This window comes from Tolypothrix sp. PCC 7712, from assembly GCF_025860405.1.
GTDB classification, from domain to species: Bacteria; Cyanobacteriota; Cyanobacteriia; order Cyanobacteriales; family Nostocaceae; genus Aulosira; species Aulosira diplosiphon.
This window is the reverse complement of record NZ_CP063785.1, coordinates 7175065-7195430: the sequence shown is the minus strand read 5'-3', so window position 1 is coordinate 7195430 and position 20366 is coordinate 7175065. Positions and strand designations below refer to the sequence as shown.

General features: G+C 44.0%; 14 protein-coding genes and 1 pseudogene. 4 read left to right on the top strand and 11 right to left on the bottom strand.

What is annotated here, in order from left to right:
• Nucleotides 1-39 precede the first annotated feature (39 nt).
• The 9 genes and pseudogenes from HGR01_RS29490 to HGR01_RS29450 form a co-directional block, all read right to left on the bottom strand.
• The gene (locus HGR01_RS29490) at nucleotides 40-1404 is read right to left on the bottom strand and encodes an AAA-like domain-containing protein (RefSeq protein WP_045874922.1); all 1365 of its coding nucleotides are present in this window, start codon (nucleotides 1402-1404) and stop codon (nucleotides 40-42) included.
• A gap of 794 nt (nucleotides 1405-2198) precedes the next feature.
• The gene (locus HGR01_RS29485; RefSeq protein WP_045874921.1) at nucleotides 2199-4481 is read right to left on the bottom strand and encodes a S8 family peptidase; all 2283 of its coding nucleotides are present in this window, start codon (nucleotides 4479-4481) and stop codon (nucleotides 2199-2201) included.
• Between the two features lie 26 nt (nucleotides 4482-4507).
• The gene (locus HGR01_RS29480) at nucleotides 4508-5899 is read right to left on the bottom strand and encodes a SagB family peptide dehydrogenase (protein ID WP_045874920.1); all 1392 of its coding nucleotides are present in this window, start codon (nucleotides 5897-5899) and stop codon (nucleotides 4508-4510) included.
• A gap of 1 nt (nucleotide 5900) precedes the next feature.
• On the bottom strand, nucleotides 5901-8177 hold the full coding sequence (locus HGR01_RS29475) for a TOMM precursor leader peptide-binding protein (RefSeq protein ID WP_045874919.1): 2277 nt from the start codon (nucleotides 8175-8177) through the stop codon (nucleotides 5901-5903).
• Nucleotides 8178-8239: 62 nt separating this feature from the next.
• Nucleotides 8240-9043: a LamG-like jellyroll fold domain-containing protein gene (locus HGR01_RS29470; RefSeq protein ID WP_045874918.1), complete on the bottom strand. Its 804-nt coding sequence runs from the start codon at nucleotides 9041-9043 to the stop codon at nucleotides 8240-8242.
• Between the two features lie 42 nt (nucleotides 9044-9085).
• Nucleotides 9086-9316, bottom strand: a complete 231-nt coding sequence (locus HGR01_RS29465; protein WP_045874917.1) for a cyanobactin biosynthesis system PatB/AcyB/McaB family protein — start codon at nucleotides 9314-9316, stop codon at nucleotides 9086-9088.
• 272 nt (nucleotides 9317-9588) lie between these two features.
• Nucleotides 9589-9786, bottom strand: a complete 198-nt coding sequence (locus HGR01_RS29460; RefSeq protein ID WP_045874915.1) for a DUF5837 family cyanobactin class RiPP — start codon at nucleotides 9784-9786, stop codon at nucleotides 9589-9591.
• 441 nt (nucleotides 9787-10227) lie between these two features.
• Nucleotides 10228-10320, bottom strand: a pseudogene (locus HGR01_RS42000) (DUF5837 family cyanobactin class RiPP); the annotation flags it as partial.
• Between the two features lie 134 nt (nucleotides 10321-10454).
• On the bottom strand, nucleotides 10455-12380 hold the full coding sequence (locus HGR01_RS29450; RefSeq protein WP_194007703.1) for a S8 family peptidase: 1926 nt from the start codon (nucleotides 12378-12380) through the stop codon (nucleotides 10455-10457).
• Nucleotides 12381-12618: 238 nt separating this feature from the next.
• Between HGR01_RS29450 and HGR01_RS29445 the strand changes: the two genes are divergently transcribed.
• Entirely contained in the window at nucleotides 12619-12783 is a 165-nt protein-coding gene (locus HGR01_RS29445; RefSeq protein ID WP_155539431.1) for a hypothetical protein, read from the top strand.
• Between the two features lie 205 nt (nucleotides 12784-12988).
• On the opposite strand, the gene HGR01_RS29440 is transcribed toward HGR01_RS29445, so the two are convergent.
• Entirely contained in the window at nucleotides 12989-13972 is a 984-nt protein-coding gene (locus HGR01_RS29440) for a hypothetical protein (RefSeq protein WP_045872153.1), read from the bottom strand.
• A gap of 630 nt (nucleotides 13973-14602) precedes the next feature.
• On the opposite strand from HGR01_RS29440, the gene HGR01_RS29435 reads away from it, so the two are divergent.
• The 3 genes from HGR01_RS29435 (at nucleotide 14603) to HGR01_RS29425 (ending at nucleotide 19014) form a co-directional block, all read left to right on the top strand.
• A complete protein-coding gene (locus HGR01_RS29435) occupies nucleotides 14603-14782 on the top strand; it encodes a hypothetical protein (RefSeq protein ID WP_045872154.1) in 180 nt (59 codons plus the stop codon).
• 360 nt (nucleotides 14783-15142) lie between these two features.
• Complete coding sequence (locus tag HGR01_RS29430; RefSeq protein ID WP_045872155.1) at nucleotides 15143-15415, top strand: hypothetical protein; 273 nt, start codon at nucleotides 15143-15145, stop codon at nucleotides 15413-15415.
• Nucleotides 15412-19014 (top strand): WD40 repeat domain-containing protein, encoded by a 3603-nt coding sequence (locus tag HGR01_RS29425; protein WP_045872156.1) that lies wholly within the window; start codon nucleotides 15412-15414, stop codon nucleotides 19012-19014. Before HGR01_RS29430 ends, HGR01_RS29425 begins: the two co-directional genes overlap by 4 nt.
• Before the next feature lie 289 nt (nucleotides 19015-19303).
• Here the strand turns inward: HGR01_RS29425 and HGR01_RS29420 are convergent, their stop codons facing one another.
• The gene (locus HGR01_RS29420; protein WP_045872158.1) at nucleotides 19304-20320 is read right to left on the bottom strand and encodes a hypothetical protein; all 1017 of its coding nucleotides are present in this window, start codon (nucleotides 20318-20320) and stop codon (nucleotides 19304-19306) included.
• Nucleotides 20321-20366 lie beyond the last annotated feature (46 nt).

Here is a 20366-nt window from a genome sequence, read left to right as displayed (position 1 = left end):
TTGCTACCAAAGCCCTCAAATATCTTCGCAGCTTTGGTTCTAGCGCAGCATTGTAGATATCTTCTCAGCACGTCTGCAATTTGATAGTTGATTTTCAAAATACTGCTGATATAGCTGGCAACTGAGTGTTGCTTTGTTACCACATAACTCAATTAGCCCCATACTAGATAATTTATAACCTAGAGTTGGTTCTATTTGTACGGCTTCTGCAGCATCCATAACAGTATAAAGCGCTGCTGCTAATTCTGGCTGTTGTTCCAAAACTGACCAATGGCGCTGTAAGTGATGGGAGTAAATTCCCGTAGATGTAGGTGCAAATTGCAGCAGTTGCGCCATACTTACATCTTCACGGCTCAGGTGATAAAGTGCTAGATGTACGAGTGCTGGATGTCCTCCTATTAAAGCCATGAGCTGGTGCGCTTCTTCTACATTCCCATCAAGTCCATAGCGTTGAGCTAACTGCTGCACCTGCTCTAAACTGAATTTGCTTAACTGAATTGGTAGCCCTACATTGAAAGGAGACTGGTTCAGTTGCAGAGGAACATAGACTTCCGTTGAATGCACCACAATTAGGCGTAGCTTTTGCCACGACGGTATCCTTTTGGCTTCTTCGTACCACGAACGCAACATAGGGAAAAAATCTTTCGCTACCTGTGGATGCTCAAAAATTTTGTTCACTTCATCCAATGCTAAAACCACAGGAGAGTTAAGTTGCTCCAGTAAATAATTGCGAAAGTAGAGGGTACAGCTAACTTTGCTGCCGATATCATCATCCCAATAATCGTTGAGTCGAGGCTGTAATTGCAACTGATGAGAAACATTAGCACATAACCAGCGTAAAAATCGATTGAGATCGCTCAAAATTGTGTAATCAATTTGCTCTAGATTTAAGCTCACTGTGCGGTAGCCTTGTGAGTTGGCATAGTCAAGCATCCTCAGCAGCAGTGAAGTTTTACCCCTTTCTCTGGGAGCTTTAATCCGCACCAAGGCTCCTGGTTTTGTAATTTCTGCATAGGCTTGAGCCTCAATGGTGGAGTGCTGAATGTAAAAAGGCGAGTTGAGAGGTACTGAACCACTGGGATAGCTGGGCGATATGTCTTGGGGATCGGTAGGGGAAAAGACGTTTGTTTGTGATGTGCTTTTTACAGCATAAGACTCTAGCAATGCTCGACAGTTTTTTTTAGTCACGCGCCTGCCAATCACCCCAGAAAGGCGTTGCCATAATTCTGGAGCCACAACATTGGTGAAGTAGCCAGGGCTATAACCCTGTTTTTGGGCAATTTGGTTATAGGTTTGATACTGCCATATACCCTGCAGAACCATTACTTCAGTGGTATTGAGCGGGCGATTTTGGCTTTCAACCAGTTTGCTGTTAATAAATTCAAGGAGAGAATCGAGATTCATAGAAGCGACTGACTCGTTTGATTAAATTTGAGATTTGCCAGAATGCGCTAATCTACAAGTTCATGTTCTAACTTTCCAGATAAATGCATCATTTGAATTTTTAATAGTATTTATATAAATCTATACTATTTTCTGCTTCTCAATAAACCTCTACTCGTATTTAAATTGTCTATTATTTGTTCACATATAGTGCAAAGAATTTATATGAGATTTTATATGAGATTTATATCTTGTGCAAAAAATGAAGCCAAGCTAATGTTCTAGTTAAACGAAAAACTGCACCCACAAGGCTTCTGCCGTGAGCGTCAGCCGAACGGGCATGGAGTATGGAGAAAAACCTCCTCCACCCACAAAGGGATGACGTTTCCCGTCGATTTTAATGAACTCAATTAAAAAGTTAGAAGTTTTAATAATTGGTTATAAATCTATCGATTATTCAAGGTTAAAATATCAATTAAACTTTTATTAAAATCCCAATAGTAAACAAGTAAAATATTTCATTAAAATTTAGTAGCGATCGCTTCTTGATGATTATCTCTTGTTACGCATCTATTTTTTCTTGCCGACGATAAATTTCTCCAATGTTAGCGATTATATGAATTATCTGGTTAAATTGCCGCATGGTTTTAGCGTTTATCTGCGGTAACAGGCACTCTCCGCAGTCATAAGATATCGAGCATGGGCTGATTGTGGTTTTTGAGTTGTCGTTGTGAGAGATAATAACTCTACTACATCGGCCCTCTCTCCTCATCCTCTTATTTTGGCTAAGGTATTGTGTTTAATATTTTTTTGAGCTAACGTGGCACTGACCACGATCGCACTGCACCCAAAGTCACTGGCATAAGATTGGCAACGTCAATTGTGAATCGATATACCTTTTTGGCGCGACGGCTATTTTCTGAGTCGAAAAACTTCAGCATCACATCCCAACAATTACTGTTAAGGCGACAAAAGGGGCTTTTTTCAATCTCAATGCTGTCTAGTTCCATACCGCTATTAATGGCTTCAGCAAAGGTGGAGGCAGCTTGGAAGGCGTTTGTAGCCGCAAAATTGAGGGCGCGATCGCGATCAAGGTGTCCTAAGTTGCGGAGGTCATAGTAGATGCGATGCAGGAAACTCTTGAGAGAACGTCGCATTCTCACGTTGTCAGGTTGGCTGGCTCCAGTAGTAACGGTGTTAATGGCTGCTTCCACAAGGGCATTTACTTGCCAACCGTAGATCCCTCTAATATTGGGTAGTGCCAGGACAGGAACAACCTGTCCGGAAAAAAGTTCAACGGTGCGATCTGTCAAATTGCCGGGAATGCTAACGCGTTCAATGTAATCATCGCTCTCTTCGGGCTGAATTTGTCCAGCCAAAAGCATCTGAAATACGTTATATATCTCGCTGGCAAAAGCTTTTTGGGGTTCTAGGGCGTAAATTGGGGTAAGTTCCTGATTCAGCGTCCAGATGAGGGATTTGCCTTCAGAGGGATTCAACTCTAGATGATTAACCATCTGGCGGGCATCGTAGGGATTGGCGGGAATTAAAACGCCATCAATACTGACCGCAGACATCTGTTGCTTGAAGGTGTCGCGGCGGGCTTCACTGCCAAAATCGTAGCCAAGGCTGCCAAGGGCGTAGACTTTTCTGGAGACGGCGCTGGGGGTGACGGTAGAAGGGGCAATGTCTGCAATTGTGGCTGAGGCGGTGACGAATTGAGTAGAGGTAGAACTGTAAATCTCATTGAGCGGTTGGGAGGCATTTATTACCGCAGATTTGGAACTATCTGGAATGGCTGGTAAAATAACTTGTGGAAGGGCAACTGCACTTGCTTGAATGTTGGGTAAAAGCTGCCCAGTTAGTAATTGATAGGCTCCGGGAATATTTAATTTGCCTACTAAACAGCGTTCCGGTTCTGCAATTTCGTTAGGGTCGCACTTAATGGCACTATTAAGCAAAGCAGTACGGACTGCTTCAGCATTGGGTTTTTCGCCTCGTTGTAGTTGCAGACTCATTAGTAATGCAGAAATACCAGTTATTAAGGGGGCAGCTAAACTTGTTCCTTGTTGAAGTGCTGGTTCATCGGTGCCGGGTTGTGCTGCTACTATGTTTTCACCCGGTGCGAGAATGCCCTGTTCCTGATACTGTCCACCCCAATTACTGTAGTTAGCGGGTTGCCCATCGTCTTTCATCATACCCACTGCCAGGACATTTGGTAAAATCGCCGGAGCGCAAAACCATTCGCCCTTATTGTTGCCTGATGGAGCTACGATTAGAATATTATTGTCTTGACATTGTTTGACAGCTTTTTGAATCATTTCATGGGCAAACCCAGTTTGAGTGGGATGACAGGCAGCACAATGGATGATATTTACCCCCAGTTCCAATGCCAGATTAAAGGCACGAGCTAAGTTCAACGGTGAGAGTGCCTCATCGCTCGTTGGGGTTTCAAATAAGGGAATGTTAATAGCTGTGCAGTAAGGAGCGACTCCTTCAACTGGGGAACCGGGTTGCCCAAACATTGTACTAAAGATGCCTGTTGCATGAAAGATACCATTGAGGCGATCGCGCACAGGTTCAGGAATTGAGTCTTCCAGTGCCTCGATCTCTATCTCTAAAGCTTTAATTTCTGCTTTATAGTCAATATCTGCGGGTATTCCTGGTTTGTGTGTTGTTTGCTGTAGCTTCGAGTCTTTTAACTGGTGATATTGTTCTAGCAATAGGGCTTCTGTGTTTTCTAATACAGCATTGAAGATAGTAGTAATAGGAAGGTGTGATCGCGACGGCATTACTTGAGCAACAGGTAACAATAAAGCTGTATCCGTATCCCGCTTCTCGATCTGCTTCAATGCTTTCTTCAAAGCCTTTTTTTTGTCTCCCAACTTCCTAATTAGAAGTTCCCTTTGAATATATATAGGCTCGATTGGCTCTAAATCTGTTTGCCAAAAAGCTTTGGCTTTGCTCAAGTTTGCACCCCGAAAGCAAGCACGATCTAGATCGGCTAGTCCATCTAAAACAGCAATTTTAATCCGAGAATCACCACGAGTCAGAGCTTGCAGGGCAGCAAAACCGGGAATGGTATTGAGTTCAGGCATAGATATTCCTTAAAAAAGATTGTCATTCACCGCTTCAGTGAACCGAGAATAAACTCTCCAACGGAAGACTCTTCGTATTCGTTGAGATTGGCGATTTTGCCGAACAATTCGGAATTCCCTCCACCGATGGCGCTGGGAGCTAATTGCATGGCAGTCGCAACTAAGTAAAATGTCTGAAACAAAACACCAATATGTTTCAAAATCAACCCATAACCGATGCCATAGTACTTCCAGAATAACCGCCCAAATCGAGCTGTCACAATCAGAAGCACTTGGGGAACATCTTGGTGTCCCGTTGATTTCCAAGCATCGAAAACTAACCCTTCAATTTCTGAATTTCCATCTGCGATTGCATACAAGGCATGAGACAACGGCTGGTAGTGATACAATCCTGAATCCAATCCCTGACAGCGATTAATCACAGGATAAATTTCCAACTCGTATAAAGCACCACCAGCAGGGTAAGGACGTTTTGTAAATTCTCCAATGTTCATCATATCCTCCTCATGGGTGTAAACTCCTTTCACCCTGGCACACCGATAGAGAAACTCTCCCAACTGGTTAAGGGTGATAGGTTGATTATCGTACTCACGAATCGATTGTCTGGATTCGATCGCTTGGGTGAGGGAAATATCTGTTTTGGCTAAGGTTTCTAGGTGAGGTTTCTCTAAGAAAATCGCCCCATCGCTCATGGGAGACTTGACAAAATGCGATCGCTCGCTATCCTCGAAGCTCAGTATTTTTGATTTTTGCACATCGTCTAATCGCTGTGAACGGGTTTGCCGATGAAACAGAAGATTGTGAAATTGCCATTCGGCTAACGCTTCACTTTCAGGTTCTAGGGAAATCATCTGAGTCGCAATCAGCAATTGAATCAGCGATCGCACTATTTCTACATCAATTAGCGACTCTGCTAAATTTTCTAAAGTGAATGACGAATCAGACTGAGCCAGTTTCCCAATTACAGCAGCAGCACGCCAATCTAGGAGAATAATTTTGGCTTTAGATAAGGGAGATTCTAAAACGAATTGTTGATTTTCTTGACGTAAAAAGGCAAAGCGAGATAGATTCAAAGGCTGTTCACTATCAAAAACAGAAGAAACCAATTGATAATCAGTAGCGATCGCAACGGCGATCGCTAACGGTAAAACAGAATGACAAATCCAGCCCAGGTTAATCAGCTTTTGTAACTCAGCTTCAAAGTTTAAACCGGCTTCCACACCATCAGCTTCTACAACCAAAGCAGTTAGCTGGGCTGCGGTTAGGGCAGAATGCTTTAGGTGTTCCAATGCTGATCGCAATCCTGGTTGGGGACGATCGAGAGTGAGGCTGTGAGGAGCGAATTCCAGGATCAAGCGATCGCTTTCATTAATCAAGACAATTTCGGGACGGAAGGAGAGGGTAAAGGTATCGGACATACTAAAACACCATTGGCATAGGATTCATCTGCTCTTCAGCCAAGGGAGCCGATAGCCAACCGAGTTTTACAGGCACATCATACAACCTTCCAGCCCCAAAACGTGACCAAAAGTGACGTAAACCTGGTACAACAACCTTAACCACAGGTAAGCCAATATCGGGACGAGTCTGGTTAAGTACCAGCATTTCCAGCCCTACTTTGCTCACAATCTCCACACAGTTCAAGACATCTTGATGGATATCGTCGCTCCACTGTTGGGTATAATCAGCGGCTTGTTTGGCAGGAGCTTGAGAAGGTGCTAAATAGGGTTGGTTGGTGATGGATGCGTGAGTAAACCAGTAATTCAATGCCGAGTCTGCATTGGTTGGGGGATACTTCTCTGGTAGGTGACCCCCCATTTGATTCACCTCCGTCACTGCTCGTAAGATGGCAATTTTGGCATCGAAATGTGCGCCATAACCCGCAATGATGTATTCCTGTTCTCCACCGATATAACGAGAAACGGCAGCAAATGCGGGAATATTCAAATCTGTAGTTAAATCTAAAACCCACAATTCTCGCTGCTGAGTGGCATACCAGGCTTGCAAATCCAGTAAATAAGGTTCGTTGAAACTGGCTAAATCTACACTAGGACGCTGTAGACGGTTGTACCACCAAATTGCCACACTATCGCGCTCTACAAGTTCCAAAAATCCTTGTAAAATCGCATCCTCCAAGGTTCCACCAGCCGCATTACCATTGGAATCGGCAAAACAGAAGCGATTTTCTTTAGGCAGCTCGTAATTGTAATAACAGAAGGCAGTGGGGAGATATTTGTGGGTTTGCTCGGTCATTGACCAAACAGGTGTCCAGTCAATTATTTGGGTTTCACCAAAGGGTTGGGGAATCCAATCGTGATCGACGATCGCATTTTGATTCAATTCCTGCCGATTTTGATACTGAGTTTCGCTAAACAGCAAACACTGTGCTGGATGAATGGCACCGTCCAAATCTGCTAACTTAGACTTGATTCGCGGTTCGTCACCCTGGTAAATACCAGAATAGCGTTCAACCGCCTCACAAAATCCACTGGCTTGAGATTGGCGATCGGTTTTACCTTTACCACCACTTTTATGACCAAGGGATTTCCGCAATTGACCCAAACTAGAAGCGGAACCAAAAGCATGAACCGCGCTGTAAGTATGGACAAAGGGGTTTTCTGGATCGGAAGCTCGCGTTAAGCTACTGACAACTCCAGTAATCGGGCTAATTAGATGTTCGTAACGTTTTAAGATTTGATCTGGTGTAAAAGCGCGATGTCCGCCATCCTGAGTAAACAGCTTTTTGCGACTGGTGAGCGCGATCGCACCTTTGACTTGTTGACTAACTAAATCGGGATTACCACAAGCAGGACATTGGGGGCGCTGAGTTAGGGAATGGGTTTTCAGGGTAAAATTCGTTTGATCGAAAGTGATGATTTTCCCAGCTAGAGTCTGAATTTTCGCCTCTGGGACAAGCTGCTGCACCAACCATTTAGCAACTTCGGTAGTTGTAAGTGCGATCGCAGTTTGCTCCGTCGAAGGCAACCCAGCTACAGCAGTCGGTAAACATGCATTTCCCGTCTTCCCTTGTTGTTGTAAAATCGAAGCTTCCACCTCTCGATTACCCTGTAACCGATGAGCCAAACATTCCCAGCAACCTGTTTCTTTGGGAGTAAAAATAGAACCGAACCACGGTATCCCGCAGTTTGGTTTAATGAGTAGCCAAGGTTGCTGAGTTTGTAATGCCATTTTATTGATCCGGCTCAGTTCTGGCTGAAGATAGTCATCAGTGAGAACTACCCACAGGGAATGAACCCCCGATGTTGACTCCTCTGGCTGTCCTGGCTCTACGGGAATTCCTACTGCTTGCAACGCTGCAATCAAATTTTGCCCGTCTACTGCACCAATAGTTGAGACAAAGACTTTTGTTTGGGGTAAGCGATCGCTTACGAGTTGCGGATCAACATTCAACAGACTCCAAAATGCTGCCGCTTCACGAGTTAGGCTGTGAGCAGCATCGGTCAAATAGCCTTTTTCATCCAGGCGATCGAGGACATAATCAAAGTGTTCAGGAGGAACTTGCCCATCGAGTTTTTGAATTATTTCTGCTCTGGTGTGTTGCCCATCCAGAAGGGGAAGAATTTGGCAATAAAGGCTACCTGTCAGCGCGTAAGTGGCAGATTCGCTGAGTAAATAGACATTTTTGGGTTCAACAATCTCCACGCGGAAGTGGGGTTTAATCTGGGGAATTTTCATGACACTTTATAAAGTAAGGTTGGACATCTAAAATAAAGAAGCTTTAACGAGCAATGCGATCGCTATGCCCAAATTCGCCCCCGCCGAAACGGGACATCTGCCTGTATTGTTTGTTGTTTTGCTATTTCCTTATACCAGTAGGCGTAATCTTCTAATCCGGTTGATCTCGTTAACCGTTCCTGAGCATTGAGATTGACTTTGATGGGAATCTCGGACTCTTCCCAAGCAGCATTGCCCAGAACAGTTCCCATTGCCCGATTGGTCGTTTTATCGCCGATCGCGGTGCCAAACCCTTCAGTTAATGTCCAGCAGCGCACTAACCCCAGTTCCCGCCCAGTGAGGAAGTAGGTCATATTTGCCTGAATTTCGGCTTGCGATCGCGCGAATCGCCATACCCGCACTTCCAGGAATTTGCCATGAAAGCCGGAGTCTGGCACCTCTGGATATCCTCCTAAATAGGTATTGCCAAATGACACAACTGGAGAAATTGCCGTTTTATTGTCGTTTTCTACGCTGTTAATGTAGAGCTTCGTATCGCCGGGACGACTTCCCCCCCGTGCCACTGCAAGATGATACCAATTACCAGCCACCAAACCCGCAGCAACTGAGGAAATAGCCTCTGCGGCTAGGATAGGCTGAAACTTCAATTCGCCAGCTTCTAGGTAAAACCGCGTCTCTCCATCAGCAAAAATCACCTGTTTTCCCACATCCGTCGCAGGACACACCCAAGCTTCGATGGTGAACCGTCCTTGTGGTCGCAATGCTCCGCTACCTACAGCAATTCCCTGAGAATTGGCATCGAAAACCAGCACCTTCAGGCGACTCTCAAGGTGTATGCTCTGTTCTTTTTCGGATGACTTAGACATAGTTGCAACAGTTTCGATTGAGTTTGTTTATGGTCAATGGAATTACAGAAACGCCCCAGCGATGGGGTGACAGCAACCACAGCCACCGGAGGTTTTGAGTTGGTTATAGCTGCGGTATTGAAACCCTGCAGGGTCGTTATAGTTTGCACCATGCAGTAATTTAATCCGAATATTAACCAAATCTTCGACGCTGCCGTGAACCACACTAACAGTCTCGTGGGGCTGAATTAAATCGGGACGTTTGACGGGAAGAGATTGTTTAGGAAGTTTCATAGTTTGGTTCCTTTTGATGATCCAAAACGTTGTGTAGGTAAGCCAGCTAGAAAGTCTAATTGGGGAAATAAACTTCTAGCTGGTTTAGATATCAAAGGGGGCAAGAGAAGGGTAAAACCTCCCCTCGTAACCACCTCTCCTGCTTCCCCTAATCCCTCATCTTTCCCTCAACCCGACAGGTACCAGGTGAGGGCGATCGCGGATAAATTCATCCGAGCAAACCAGGTTCCTGGAAGGACGGAAAGGGAACTTTGAGAGAAATTAGCGAGAACCTATTCTGCGTCGTCTCCCTCATAAGAACAGAAAATCCAACAGTTCCATTCCTTGCTAGACGCTAGTACTGATGCGCTATTGTCGCCATGCAGTTTCAGAGTTTCTTCCGACAACTCAGCCAACTGTGCAGGCAATTGCCCAGTAGTAATGCGGTTGACGGGTTGTGCTGCTTGAGGCATTAAGTTTTGCTTATCCATGAGAGTTTTTCTCCATTTTTGTTGTTTGTTAGTGTCCCGTTGTCGAGCCGTGGCTCAGTCGGTGGGTCTGACCGCTTCTTTTGTGTAAAAATTGCACTTGTATATCTAGGAGGGCGATTACCTACGGTAGGTAAAGCGTGAACGCAACTTCCCTAATCAATCATCTTCCTCAACCCAACAGGTGCCAGGTAAGGGAAAACCCCAGGTGAGGGCGAGCGCGGATCAATTCATCCGAGCAAGTCAGGCTCCAGGACGGACGGAAAGAGAACTTTGAGAGAGATCTGAGAACCGAATGGAGTGGGAACCTATCCTGCATCGTCTCCGTTATCTGATACAGGTTCGCGTACAGCCGAAACAGTCACCCGCCATGCATGGCGGTACACAATCACCACATGCACACACTTCTACTTTAGATGCTAGTACTGATGCGCTGTCGTCGCCATGCAGTTGCAGAACTTCTTCCGACAATTCAGCCAACTCAGCAGGCAATTTCCCAGTAGTGATCCTGTTGACGGGTTGTGCCGCTTGGGGCATTAAGTTGTGCTTATCCATGAGAGGGTTTCTCCAATTTAAGTGTTTGTGAGTGTCCCGTTATCGAGCCGTTGCTCAGTCGGTGGGTCTGACCACTTCGTGTGTATGAAAGAAGACTGTATGCTCAGTACTTCAATTTAATGCGCCGAAGACCAAGTTCTCACGTCACCTAGCGTCACTGGAATCAGGTCGCTCACGTCAATGGTGAAGCGGAATATCTTTTTGGCACGACGGCTGTTTTCTGGGTCAAAGAACTTCAGTTTTACATCCCAACAATCGCTATCCAAGCGACAGAAGGGGCTTTTCTCGATATCAATGCTGTCGAGTTCCATCCCTGTTGCTACCGCTTCGGCAAAGGTGGAAGCCGCCTGAAACGCATTCGTTGCCGCAAAGTTGAGTGCCCGATCTTGAGAGGTGGTACCAAGATTCCGTAAGTCGTAGTAAATCCGGTTAAGGAAATTGCTCAACGTGCGCCGAATTGACTCTTCTTGGGCATCTCCCACGGTGGTTTGCACCGTTTCTATGGCAGCAGATACTAAAGTATTAATCTTCCATCCATACATCCCCCGTGGGTTCTGGGGTGCAATCAACGGCACAATTTGCCCGGAAAATAGCTTCACAGTTTTTCCGGTCAAAACGCCAGGGATACTCACCCGCTCTACAAATTCCTCGCTGGTTTCGGCTTGAATTTGCCCAGCTAATAGCTCTTGCAAAACTGCGTAGGTGTCTCGCGCAAATGCTCCTTGGGGTTCGATCGCATAAATTGGGGTTAATTCAATGTTCAATGTCCAAATTAGCGACCTGGATTCTGAAGGACTTGCTGCTAAGTAATCCACCATTTGCCGTGAATCATAAGGGTTCGCTGGCACGGCAATATCACCAATACTATTGGCAGGCATCAATTGTTTAAAAGAATCTCGCCTTGCTTCCGACCCAAAGTCATAGCCAAGGGTTCCTAAAGCATATACAAATTGACTGTCAGCCAGTTCGCTGGGAGCTTGGCTAGCGGTGACAAAGTTCGATACAGATGAGGTCATAGGAGATATTGATGGGGTTATAGATTGGGGAATTGAGGCAGCGATTGAATTTGCAGTTAATCCATTAACAGGAGATAAATCGGATGCTTCCACCTCAGTGAGTTTGATTCCAGTACAGCCGCAACCAGAGGGAGCAACGGCTTCTATAGGGTCTGACACAGTTCCTCCAAAAAGATAATTAAGTGAACCAGGGATATTCAGCTTGCCAACTAAACAACGACTTGCGTCTGTTGTATCAGCAGGTGTACAGGGTAAAGCACTCTTTAAGATTGCGTCCCTAACTTTTTGCGGATTGGGGGTTTCACCGCGCTGAATTTGTAAACTTAATAACAGTGCTGCCACTCCCGTGGTGATTGGTGTGGCAAAACTTGTACCACTCAACCGAGTTGTCCCACCTCCTGGCTTTGCCCCCAAGATGTTTTCACCCGGTGCCAGGATGCCTTGATTCTGGTAACTCTCGCCCCAATTACTGAAGTTAATGGGCTTACCCTGGTCATCCATTGCTCCAACCGCTAACACCGCAGGCAGGGCTGCTGGAACGTGTAAACAAGCACAGCCATCATTGCCTGCTGCTGCCACAATCAGCACATTCTTTTCCTGGCAAAGCTGAACAGAGCGTTGTAACCACCCTTCCGCTTCGCCTTCATCGGTGAGTTGTCCACCGCTAATGTTGATGATATGCGCTCCAGCGTTGACAGCTTGCTCGATCGCACGGGCTAAATCGAGTTGAGACAACTGCCGTCCTTCATCTGCAAACACTGGAACAATCAAGCCTTTGCATTGAGGGGCAATTCCCCTAACAGGACTACCCAACTGACCAAAGATGATGCTGGCGACATGAGTGCCATGCAGAGACATCTCACCGTCAGGATTCGCCTCCCCACTAACCAGCGTCGGTAGCACAGTCAAGTCTGCACCCAGGAAACAGGGATGTTTTAAATCAATCAGTCCGTCGAGTACAGCAATGCAAATTTGGGGGCTACCGGAAGTCTTTGCCCATAGTTGCTCAAGAGCTAAAAGATTCATTGAGAATAGCCCTTATCCCTTATTTGAGTGGTTCACAAATTTAATTAGTTCACAAAATTATTGGGGCTCATGCGATATTGTTAGATCGGGCTTTAATTCTCAGTTATACAGCTAGATTCTCAATACCAGCAGCTATTTCACTGCGATCGCACTATTAAATCGGTGATTTCTACCCCTAATTTTTAGCACTTAACACATTTTTTTCGTTTAGGCTGTCTAGGGGAGCCAGTCACGTGCGGTGAGATCAGCGCTGCAGGAGGATTTCCAACGCCACTTGCTTCAAGTTGGGAAACCCGCCCAACGCAGTGGCTCCTCTGTAGGCGACTGGCGATCGCGTAGCTTGAAGAGAACTGCAACGAGATGCGATCGCCTGCTATTTCAAATAGACAACCATCACTGGTGATATGGAGCGATCGCTCCATATCTGCGTTGATTTGATTAAGCTGTTACGCATTTAAATTGTATATTTCGCACTCAGGTTGTCAAAAGTCCAGAGTCCAGAGTCAAAGGCTAGCTTGGACTTTGGACTCTTGACCCTTGACAGTCCTAACGCCAGAATATTTGATTTATGTGCGTATCAGCTTACCTTCAGCTGTGACGAGAATTTTTTAACTTACAGTGACATCATTTTCCAGCTTCATCAGGTCATCACCTGCAATTACAGTTGCATAGAATACATAATTTTTATCTGATCGATAGCGCTTATCTTGCTTCACCAATTCCATAAATTGTCTGTGTCCTGCTGTCGTGCGCCCCACTAGGCAACCAGCACTAGCTGTCTTGATATCGTTTTGGGGAAAGTCAAATCCCCAATGTTGGTTGATGCCGAAAAAACCAGTATCAATTTTGTCATTTGTACGCAGGAAGTTTTTATCAAAGTCTCTATGAACGCTCACCTCACCGCCTGTTTGCACTAATGCCTCATGTGCCGTTGGCTTGCCTGCTTGGTGCGTTCCTACCTGCCAAGCTCGATACTGTCCAAACTTAATCCTGGCAGCGCCGTTACGATTTAGAGGGGTATTAGTGTACCTTGCTCCTGGTTCAGTTGTTCCCTCCCATAGCTCTACGATCGCAGGCTTGCTTTCTTGAATTTCTAGCACCAAGCGCAGATCGTTGAAATAATTTGGGCGATCGTCGTTGAGTGTCAGATCTACATTCATTCCTTCTATATAGATGATGTTGTATTCCTGTCTTTCTGTGAATACGGTGTAGCCCTTTTTCACCATGTAGTTGTAAATCCGACTAGCCATATCGCCAGTTTGGGATTTGCCATTACTCTTGGAACTCTTGAGTTGAACTGCTGCTCTAGCATGGGGCTTGGCATTTAGAAGGCTGGATGCAGTTTCCGCACTCAAGAAGCCATACAGCCGTTCTGTACTAGTTTCCGGCAAGTATTCAGCTTGAAATCTCAACAAGGCAGCAATGGTAGCATCATCAAAACCTTTTTCTGATAAGGATGCTTCACCAGATGGAGGTTGTAGATAACCAATTTCAATGAGTATCTCCCGAATTTCATAAGCTAGCATACTGTCTTGAGCGATCGCCTCAACACTGTACTTTTCGTTTGCCCCAACAAAACCTTGTAGATTCATGGTTAACCTCACAATATAGATTTGATTATTTGGTAATTTTGAGCGTCACTTGCTTCGTTGTCTACTCACTACTTGCAGATGCGGCAACGGTAAGCTTTTGTGTTTGCGGTTGCTCGTCATCAATATAGTGGTTCATAGTGCTTCGAGTGGATTTCCTGCGGTATAAGCAGTACCCAATGCACAAACCATAAGCAATCTTCAATTAGTAAATTCTTCAAGCCTTGTTAAGAAAAGTCTTGAACGATTTTTCAGATAAAGAATTTGAGCTTACTTTTAAATTTAGCAATTTTCTTGCTGAATAATCTCATAACAATCTCATGCAAATACTCATACAAAAGCAAATAAGTGAGAAAATTAAGATAATATGAGAAAAATATTTTTGTCGTTGCGTAATAAAAGCCTGAATTCAAGCAATCTACTGTGCAATATCCAGACTAGGGGGGCTTTGTTACATAAATAAAAAAGACAAACTCTCTCCGTTGAGAGTATGTGATTAGTCTTTAAAATTATATGAATAACCCCAGTCAAAAGATGCGATCGCCGCCAAAAAGCCCAGATAAAATAAGGTTTTAGCCTCATTTGCCATTCATTATCGCCATGCCAACTAATAAAATTTGTGCCAATTATATAATGATTATCATTGATAATTTTGAATTTGTAGCCAGTCATATCAGTAATTTTGTTCCTCAACTACGCCAGAACCTCAGCCCCAGCAACGGCATCAATTGCCAGATTTTTGAATATAAATACTTGCAACTTCACCCCCATAAATACATTACCAACGGGGAACAGGCAAAGTTTTCCTTATAATTTTGGTCTGCTGCTACTGCTATTGCAGTTTTCAGCAGTGCTGGTGTAATCAGCTCGATTCTTTTAGGTGTAGTAACTCTGAAATAGCAATTATTTAAATTAAATTTTTTTATAGTAAATGACTATCGTAAATTTGCTAATGCTGCTAATATACTTTTAAATGCTGTTCTATAAATTTGTACGAGTATCATCTGGAAAATAGTAGCTATATAAATTTGTGTTGCATACGAGTTAAAACCTATGGAGCTACTACTCATATTTTGTGTTGGCTAAATATGAGCTAGCCAGATTTGAGTAGAGTAAATCAAAACAGAAATTAGAGAAATTTGACTAATTGAACTAGAACGTCAAGAAAAGACTATGACGCGTAATTTATATACTTTGTTGGTTGGAATTGATGAATATGTACGTCCTGTTTCTCCATTGCAGAGTTGTGTAAACGATGTAACTGCAATCACAGAGTATTTAGAAGGACAGGTAGATACTGATGGATATCAGCTCCATTTACATACACTTTTAAATCAAGATGCTACTCAGCAGGCGGTTGTTAATGGTTGTCGCCAACATCTGTGTCAAAGCGTGACGGATGAAATCATTACAAGCCATACAGAATTGATAAGTGAGGGAGCATGACAGAAGAAGACCGCAGCGCCAGTGTGGGAGGGAGTGCCCTCAGCAGTGCTATTATTACGGGCGATCGCAATACTGCTACTATCACTATCACCAATTACTATTACCGTGAAAATACAACAGTATTACCTGTTAATTCTACGGATGCTCCTGACGAAAGTCTTCCCTGTCCTTATCGCGGTTTGTTTCACTTTGGCCCCGATGATGCGGAGTTTTTCTTTGGACGTGAGGTATTTGTAGAAGAACTATTTGCGGCGACTCAACGCCGGAAGTTTATACCCGTGTTGGGTGCATCGGGAAGTGGAAAATCTTCGGTGGTGTTGGCGGGATTAGTGCCGAAGTTACAAAAACAAGGTTATTGGAAGTTTACTCACTTCCGTCCTGGTTCAGAACCATTCCAAGCTCTGGCTGAGTCACTGGTTCCCCTGTACGAGCCTAATCAAAATGCTACTGAGCAAATGTTTCAAGCTCGTCGGTTAGCTGAATACTTTGCCAATGGTTCTGTTCCTCTGCAAGATGTTTTCTCCAAAATTAAACGGAATTATCCCAATCATCGGGTGTTGTTAATTGCCGACCAATTTGAAGAACTTTATACTTTGTGTGCAGATCAGAAAATTCGCCATAGTTTTCTAGATACCTTATTAACTTGCTTTCAATCTGACCCTGACAATAATACTGTGCTGGTTGGAACCATGCGGGCGGATTTCTTAGGGAATCTCCTTTCCTATCGTCCACTTGCAGATGTGTTGCAAAATGCTGACATCAAGCTGGGGCCGATGAATCGTGAGGAACTTTCACAGGTGATTGAAAAACCTGCTTCTAATTTGGGTGTGACATTTCAAGATGGACTGGTGGAACGCATTTTGGATGATGTGGAAGATAACCCAGGGAATTTACCTCTTTTGGAGTTTGCATTAACAGAGTTGTGGAAGCGGCGAACGGGTAAACAGTTAACTCATACAGCTTATGAGGAAATTGGTGAGGTAAAAGGTGCCTTGGCTCGTCATGCAGATGAGAATTATGGTAATTTGAGCGCCACTCAAAAAGAACAGGTGCGGCGAATTTTTATCCAGTTGGTGCGTCCGGGTGAAGGAACGGAGGATACGCGGCGACTAGCGACGAAAGCTGAATTGGGTGAAGCCAGTTGGGGATTGGTGAAACAGTTGGCGGATAATCGATTAGTAGTTACCAGTCAAAATTCTGCTAACCAAGAGACAGTAGAAGTTGTCCATGAAGCGTTAATCCGTAATTGGGGTGAACTTCGGCAATGGATGAATGCAGACCGCAGCTTCCGGGCTTGGCAAGACCGTTTGCGCTCCGCAATGTATCAATGGGAACAGACGCAACGGGATGAAGGGGCATTGTTGCGGGGTGCAGCGTTGCTAGAGGGGGAAGAAAAGCTAAAACAACGGCGAGAGGATATTAGCGCAGGCGAGCAAGAGTTTATTCAAGCCAGTGTAGCATTGAGGGATAGGGAACAAAAACAAGAGGAAGAAGCTAGAAAGCGTCAGATCGTAGTAACTTCAATTACATCAGTATTCTTTGCTGGATTTGCTATTTTTGCTGGATATCAATGGAGACAAGCAGAAATCGGGCAAATTCAGGCTTTGAACCAATCTTCAAAAGCTAATTTCACGGCGAATCGAAATTCTTTTGATGCGCTGATTGATGTATTAAAAGCAGGGAAGCATTTACAACAATTGCCTGGAGGCATCACCGACCAACAAGTCCAGGCTGATGTTCTGACAAATTTAGCGCAGTCTGTGAACTGGGTGAGAGAGCAAAACCGCTTGCAAGGGCATACAAACTTTGTTCAGAGTGTTAGCTTTAGCCCAGATGGTAAATTGCTTGCTACAGCCAGCTATGATAACACCGTAAAACTGTGGCGACGGGATGGAAGCCTATTCAAAACTTTGGAAGGACATACACAACAGGTCATGAGTGTCCGTTTTAGTCCTGATAGAAAAACGATAGCTTCTGGCAGTCGGGATGGAACAGTCAGGCTTTGGGACAACAACGGTAATTCTATACGATTTTTTCAAGCTCACCAGAATCGGGTTATGAGCGTAAGTTTTAGCCGGGATGGAAAGACGATAGCTACTGGCGGTAAGGATGGAACCGTAAAACTGTGGCGGTTGGACGGTCAGTTGCTCTCTACTCTTAAGGAACATAAGGGCTTGGTAAGGCAAGTGAGTTTTAGTCCTAAAGGCGATCGCATGATCACAGTCAGTGATGACAAAACAGTAAAGCTATGGAGCCAAGATGGCAAGAAGCTACTAAAAACTCTCAACAAATATTCTAACGATGTTGTGAGTGCAGATTTCAGCCCTGACGGTAGCTTTTTTGCCACTGGTAGTTTAGATGGAACAGTCAAGCTTTGGAATCAAGAGGGTGAGCTTTTAACGACTTTTAAACCTCCTGAAAAGCTACAGAGTGAGGTATGGAGCGTTAGTGTCAGTAAAGATGCACAAATAATTGCTTCTGGTAGTAAGGATGGAAGCATAAGACTCTGGGCGCGAGATGGCAGATTACTGGATACTTGGGTAGGTCATGAAGGAGCAATTCCCAGTATAGCTTTTAGTCCAGCAGATGGAAATATGCTTGCAACTGCCGGTAACGATAATATTACGAAGTTTTGGCAGGTAAATCGAAGTGGGCTTACTGTTTTGGCTGGACATCAGGACAATGTGCTTGGCGCAAAGTTCAGTCGGGATGATAAACGAATTGCAAGTGCAAGTTCTGATGGAACCATAAGAATCTGGAGTCGAGATGGTAAGTTACTCTCTACCCTGACAGAGCATAAAGGTAAAGTCAATGCTGTTAGTTTTAGTCCAGATGGAAAAACTATTGTTAGTGGCGATGACCGCACAATAAGGCTTTGGAGTGCAGACGGACAAGCTCTGAGAACACTGGGAGAGCATAAAAATAGGGTTATGTCCGTTAGCTTCAGTCCTGACGGACATACAATTGCCTCTGCCAGTGCTGATGGAACCGCGAAGCTTTGGAGTTTAGATGGTAGAGAACCTATAACTTTAGACAACAGCAGTGCTAGAGTCTTGAGTGTGGCTTTCAGTTCTGACAAACGTACAATTGCCACCGTCGGTGATGACAAGACTATAAAATTGTGGAGTTATGAGGGTAAAGTACTTAAAAAATGGGAGAAAGCACATACAAGTCAAATTCAGTCTGTTGGTTTCAGTTCCGAGGGACAAACCATCATCACTGCTGGTGACAAGACAATAAAGCTTTGGCAACGGGATGGAACATTAATTACAACTCTGAGTGGACATACAGGTTCGGTACTTGATGCCAGCTTTAGCCCCAATGGAAAAATAATCGCCTCCGCTAGTAGCGATGGGAAGATCAATCTTTGGCAACAAGATGGAACATTAATTACAACTCTGAGTGGACATACAGGTTCGGTGCATACTGTGAGTTTTAGTAGCGATAGCAAATGGTTGGCATCTGCTGGTGCAGATAAACTTGTTTTACTATGGGATGTATCAGATATTAGTTTGAAGGGGTTGCTGGAAAAAGGATGCAGCCAAGTCAGAGATTATTTGAAGACTCAAGCAAATAGTTTAAAAAAATTATGTAATTGATGTACAAAAATAAGAGTATTACTGAATCAAGAGTTGATTCTTATGCGATAGAATATTTACTCGACAATAGAAGGAATCGGCAAGATACTATTGTTGTCAACTTAAGGTTTCAACCCATTTGTCAACGAGAGGTTTTGCCAGAAATCAAGTATAAAACCATAAACTTTTATCATGGTTTTATACTTAGTTTTAGAGCGATATTGATGACAAAGTTGTCAGATTATTAAGGGATAACGCAGGTGTTCAGTGGTACCCAGAACTGCTTGAGAAGTTGCTTAAAATGTCCAAATCAAATATCATCAATTCGCCATTGAGCATTCAACCCGTCTGCTTTCTCCATTAGCCCAACAGTTCCCTCTCTTGTTCTACCATCTAAAAATCTATAACCATCTACATCTCCCAAACACTTCAATGTTACAACAGTACTATCACCATTAGAAGGAAGTATTTGCCATTTAGTGCCAGTCAACCAGTCTTCGATATCCATTACTAGTGCAACAGTTCCCTCTCTTGTTCTACCATCCAAGAATCTATAACCATCTACATCTCCCAAACACTTCAATGTTACAACAGTACTATCACCATTAGAAGGAATCTCATCCATTTCCCATCTAGTGCCAGAAAATCTCGCTTCTATACTAGGCGCTAGTGCAACAGTTCCCTCTCTTGTTCTACCATTCAAAAATCTGGAACCATTTACATCTCCCAAGCAAGATATCGAGACGACCTTAGGAAGTCTAATGTATTTATGATCTCTATTTATTTGGGAAGCAGCAGCCCGCCCCTCTAAAAATGCCTTATCTACAACGCTTGAATTGAGAGGTTTGTCACACAATTCTCGGTAAAAGGCAGTGGAAAATTCAACTGCGGATGGACTATCAATATCATCATTTATTCCAATCACCCGTTTAACATTTTTAGCGTTTTTAGCAATGAAATTGGCAGCTTCTTTTGAGTAGCAAAAATTGAGAATTACACAGTCCACATCTCCAGCATTTTTGATATATTCTGCTAGAGTTCGAGGTTCTAATTCTTCAGCTATTTTTGGATCTTTTTCTACAATCTTGATTTTGCCTCCTCCTGTGCCGTGTCCAGAAATATGGATAATTTGAGCCGAATTTCCTGCACGCTGAATTGCACGATCAACGTCGCCAGTGGAATCAACAGTTCGGTTATCTACAAAAAATTTACTGTTCTCTGCATCCATAATATATTGAATTGCCTTCACCTCATCGTCTATGTTGATATCAGGGGAGCGCGTTCCTATATATAGAATTTTTTTAATTGTTGATGTAAGTTGATTCATATGCTCAATTTCCTCCTGTCTATGTATGTATGTAAAAATTAACTAT

Coding starts and splice junctions, on each gene's coding strand:
- HGR01_RS29490 (WP_045874922.1), bottom strand. CDS start 1,404: ATGAATCTCGATTCTCTCCTTGAATTTATTAACAGCAAACTGGTTGAA.
- HGR01_RS29485 (WP_045874921.1), bottom strand. CDS start 4,481: ATGCCTGAACTCAATACCATTCCCGGTTTTGCTGCCCTGCAAGCTCTG.
- HGR01_RS29480 (WP_045874920.1), bottom strand. CDS start 5,899: ATGTCCGATACCTTTACCCTCTCCTTCCGTCCCGAAATTGTCTTGATT.
- HGR01_RS29475 (WP_045874919.1), bottom strand. CDS start 8,177: ATGAAAATTCCCCAGATTAAACCCCACTTCCGCGTGGAGATTGTTGAA.
- HGR01_RS29470 (WP_045874918.1), bottom strand. CDS start 9,043: ATGTCTAAGTCATCCGAAAAAGAACAGAGCATACACCTTGAGAGTCGC.
- HGR01_RS29465 (WP_045874917.1), bottom strand. CDS start 9,316: ATGAAACTTCCTAAACAATCTCTTCCCGTCAAACGTCCCGATTTAATT.
- HGR01_RS29460 (WP_045874915.1), bottom strand. CDS start 9,786: ATGGATAAGCAAAACTTAATGCCTCAAGCAGCACAACCCGTCAACCGC.
- HGR01_RS29450 (WP_194007703.1), bottom strand. CDS start 12,380: ATGAATCTTTTAGCTCTTGAGCAACTATGGGCAAAGACTTCCGGTAGC.
- HGR01_RS29440 (WP_045872153.1), bottom strand. CDS start 13,972: ATGAATCTACAAGGTTTTGTTGGGGCAAACGAAAAGTACAGTGTTGAG.
- HGR01_RS29435 (WP_045872154.1), top strand. CDS start 14,603: ATGATTATCATTGATAATTTTGAATTTGTAGCCAGTCATATCAGTAAT.
- HGR01_RS29430 (WP_045872155.1), top strand. CDS start 15,143: ATGACGCGTAATTTATATACTTTGTTGGTTGGAATTGATGAATATGTA.
- HGR01_RS29425 (WP_045872156.1), top strand. CDS start 15,412: ATGACAGAAGAAGACCGCAGCGCCAGTGTGGGAGGGAGTGCCCTCAGC.
- HGR01_RS29420 (WP_045872158.1), bottom strand. CDS start 20,320: ATGAATCAACTTACATCAACAATTAAAAAAATTCTATATATAGGAACG.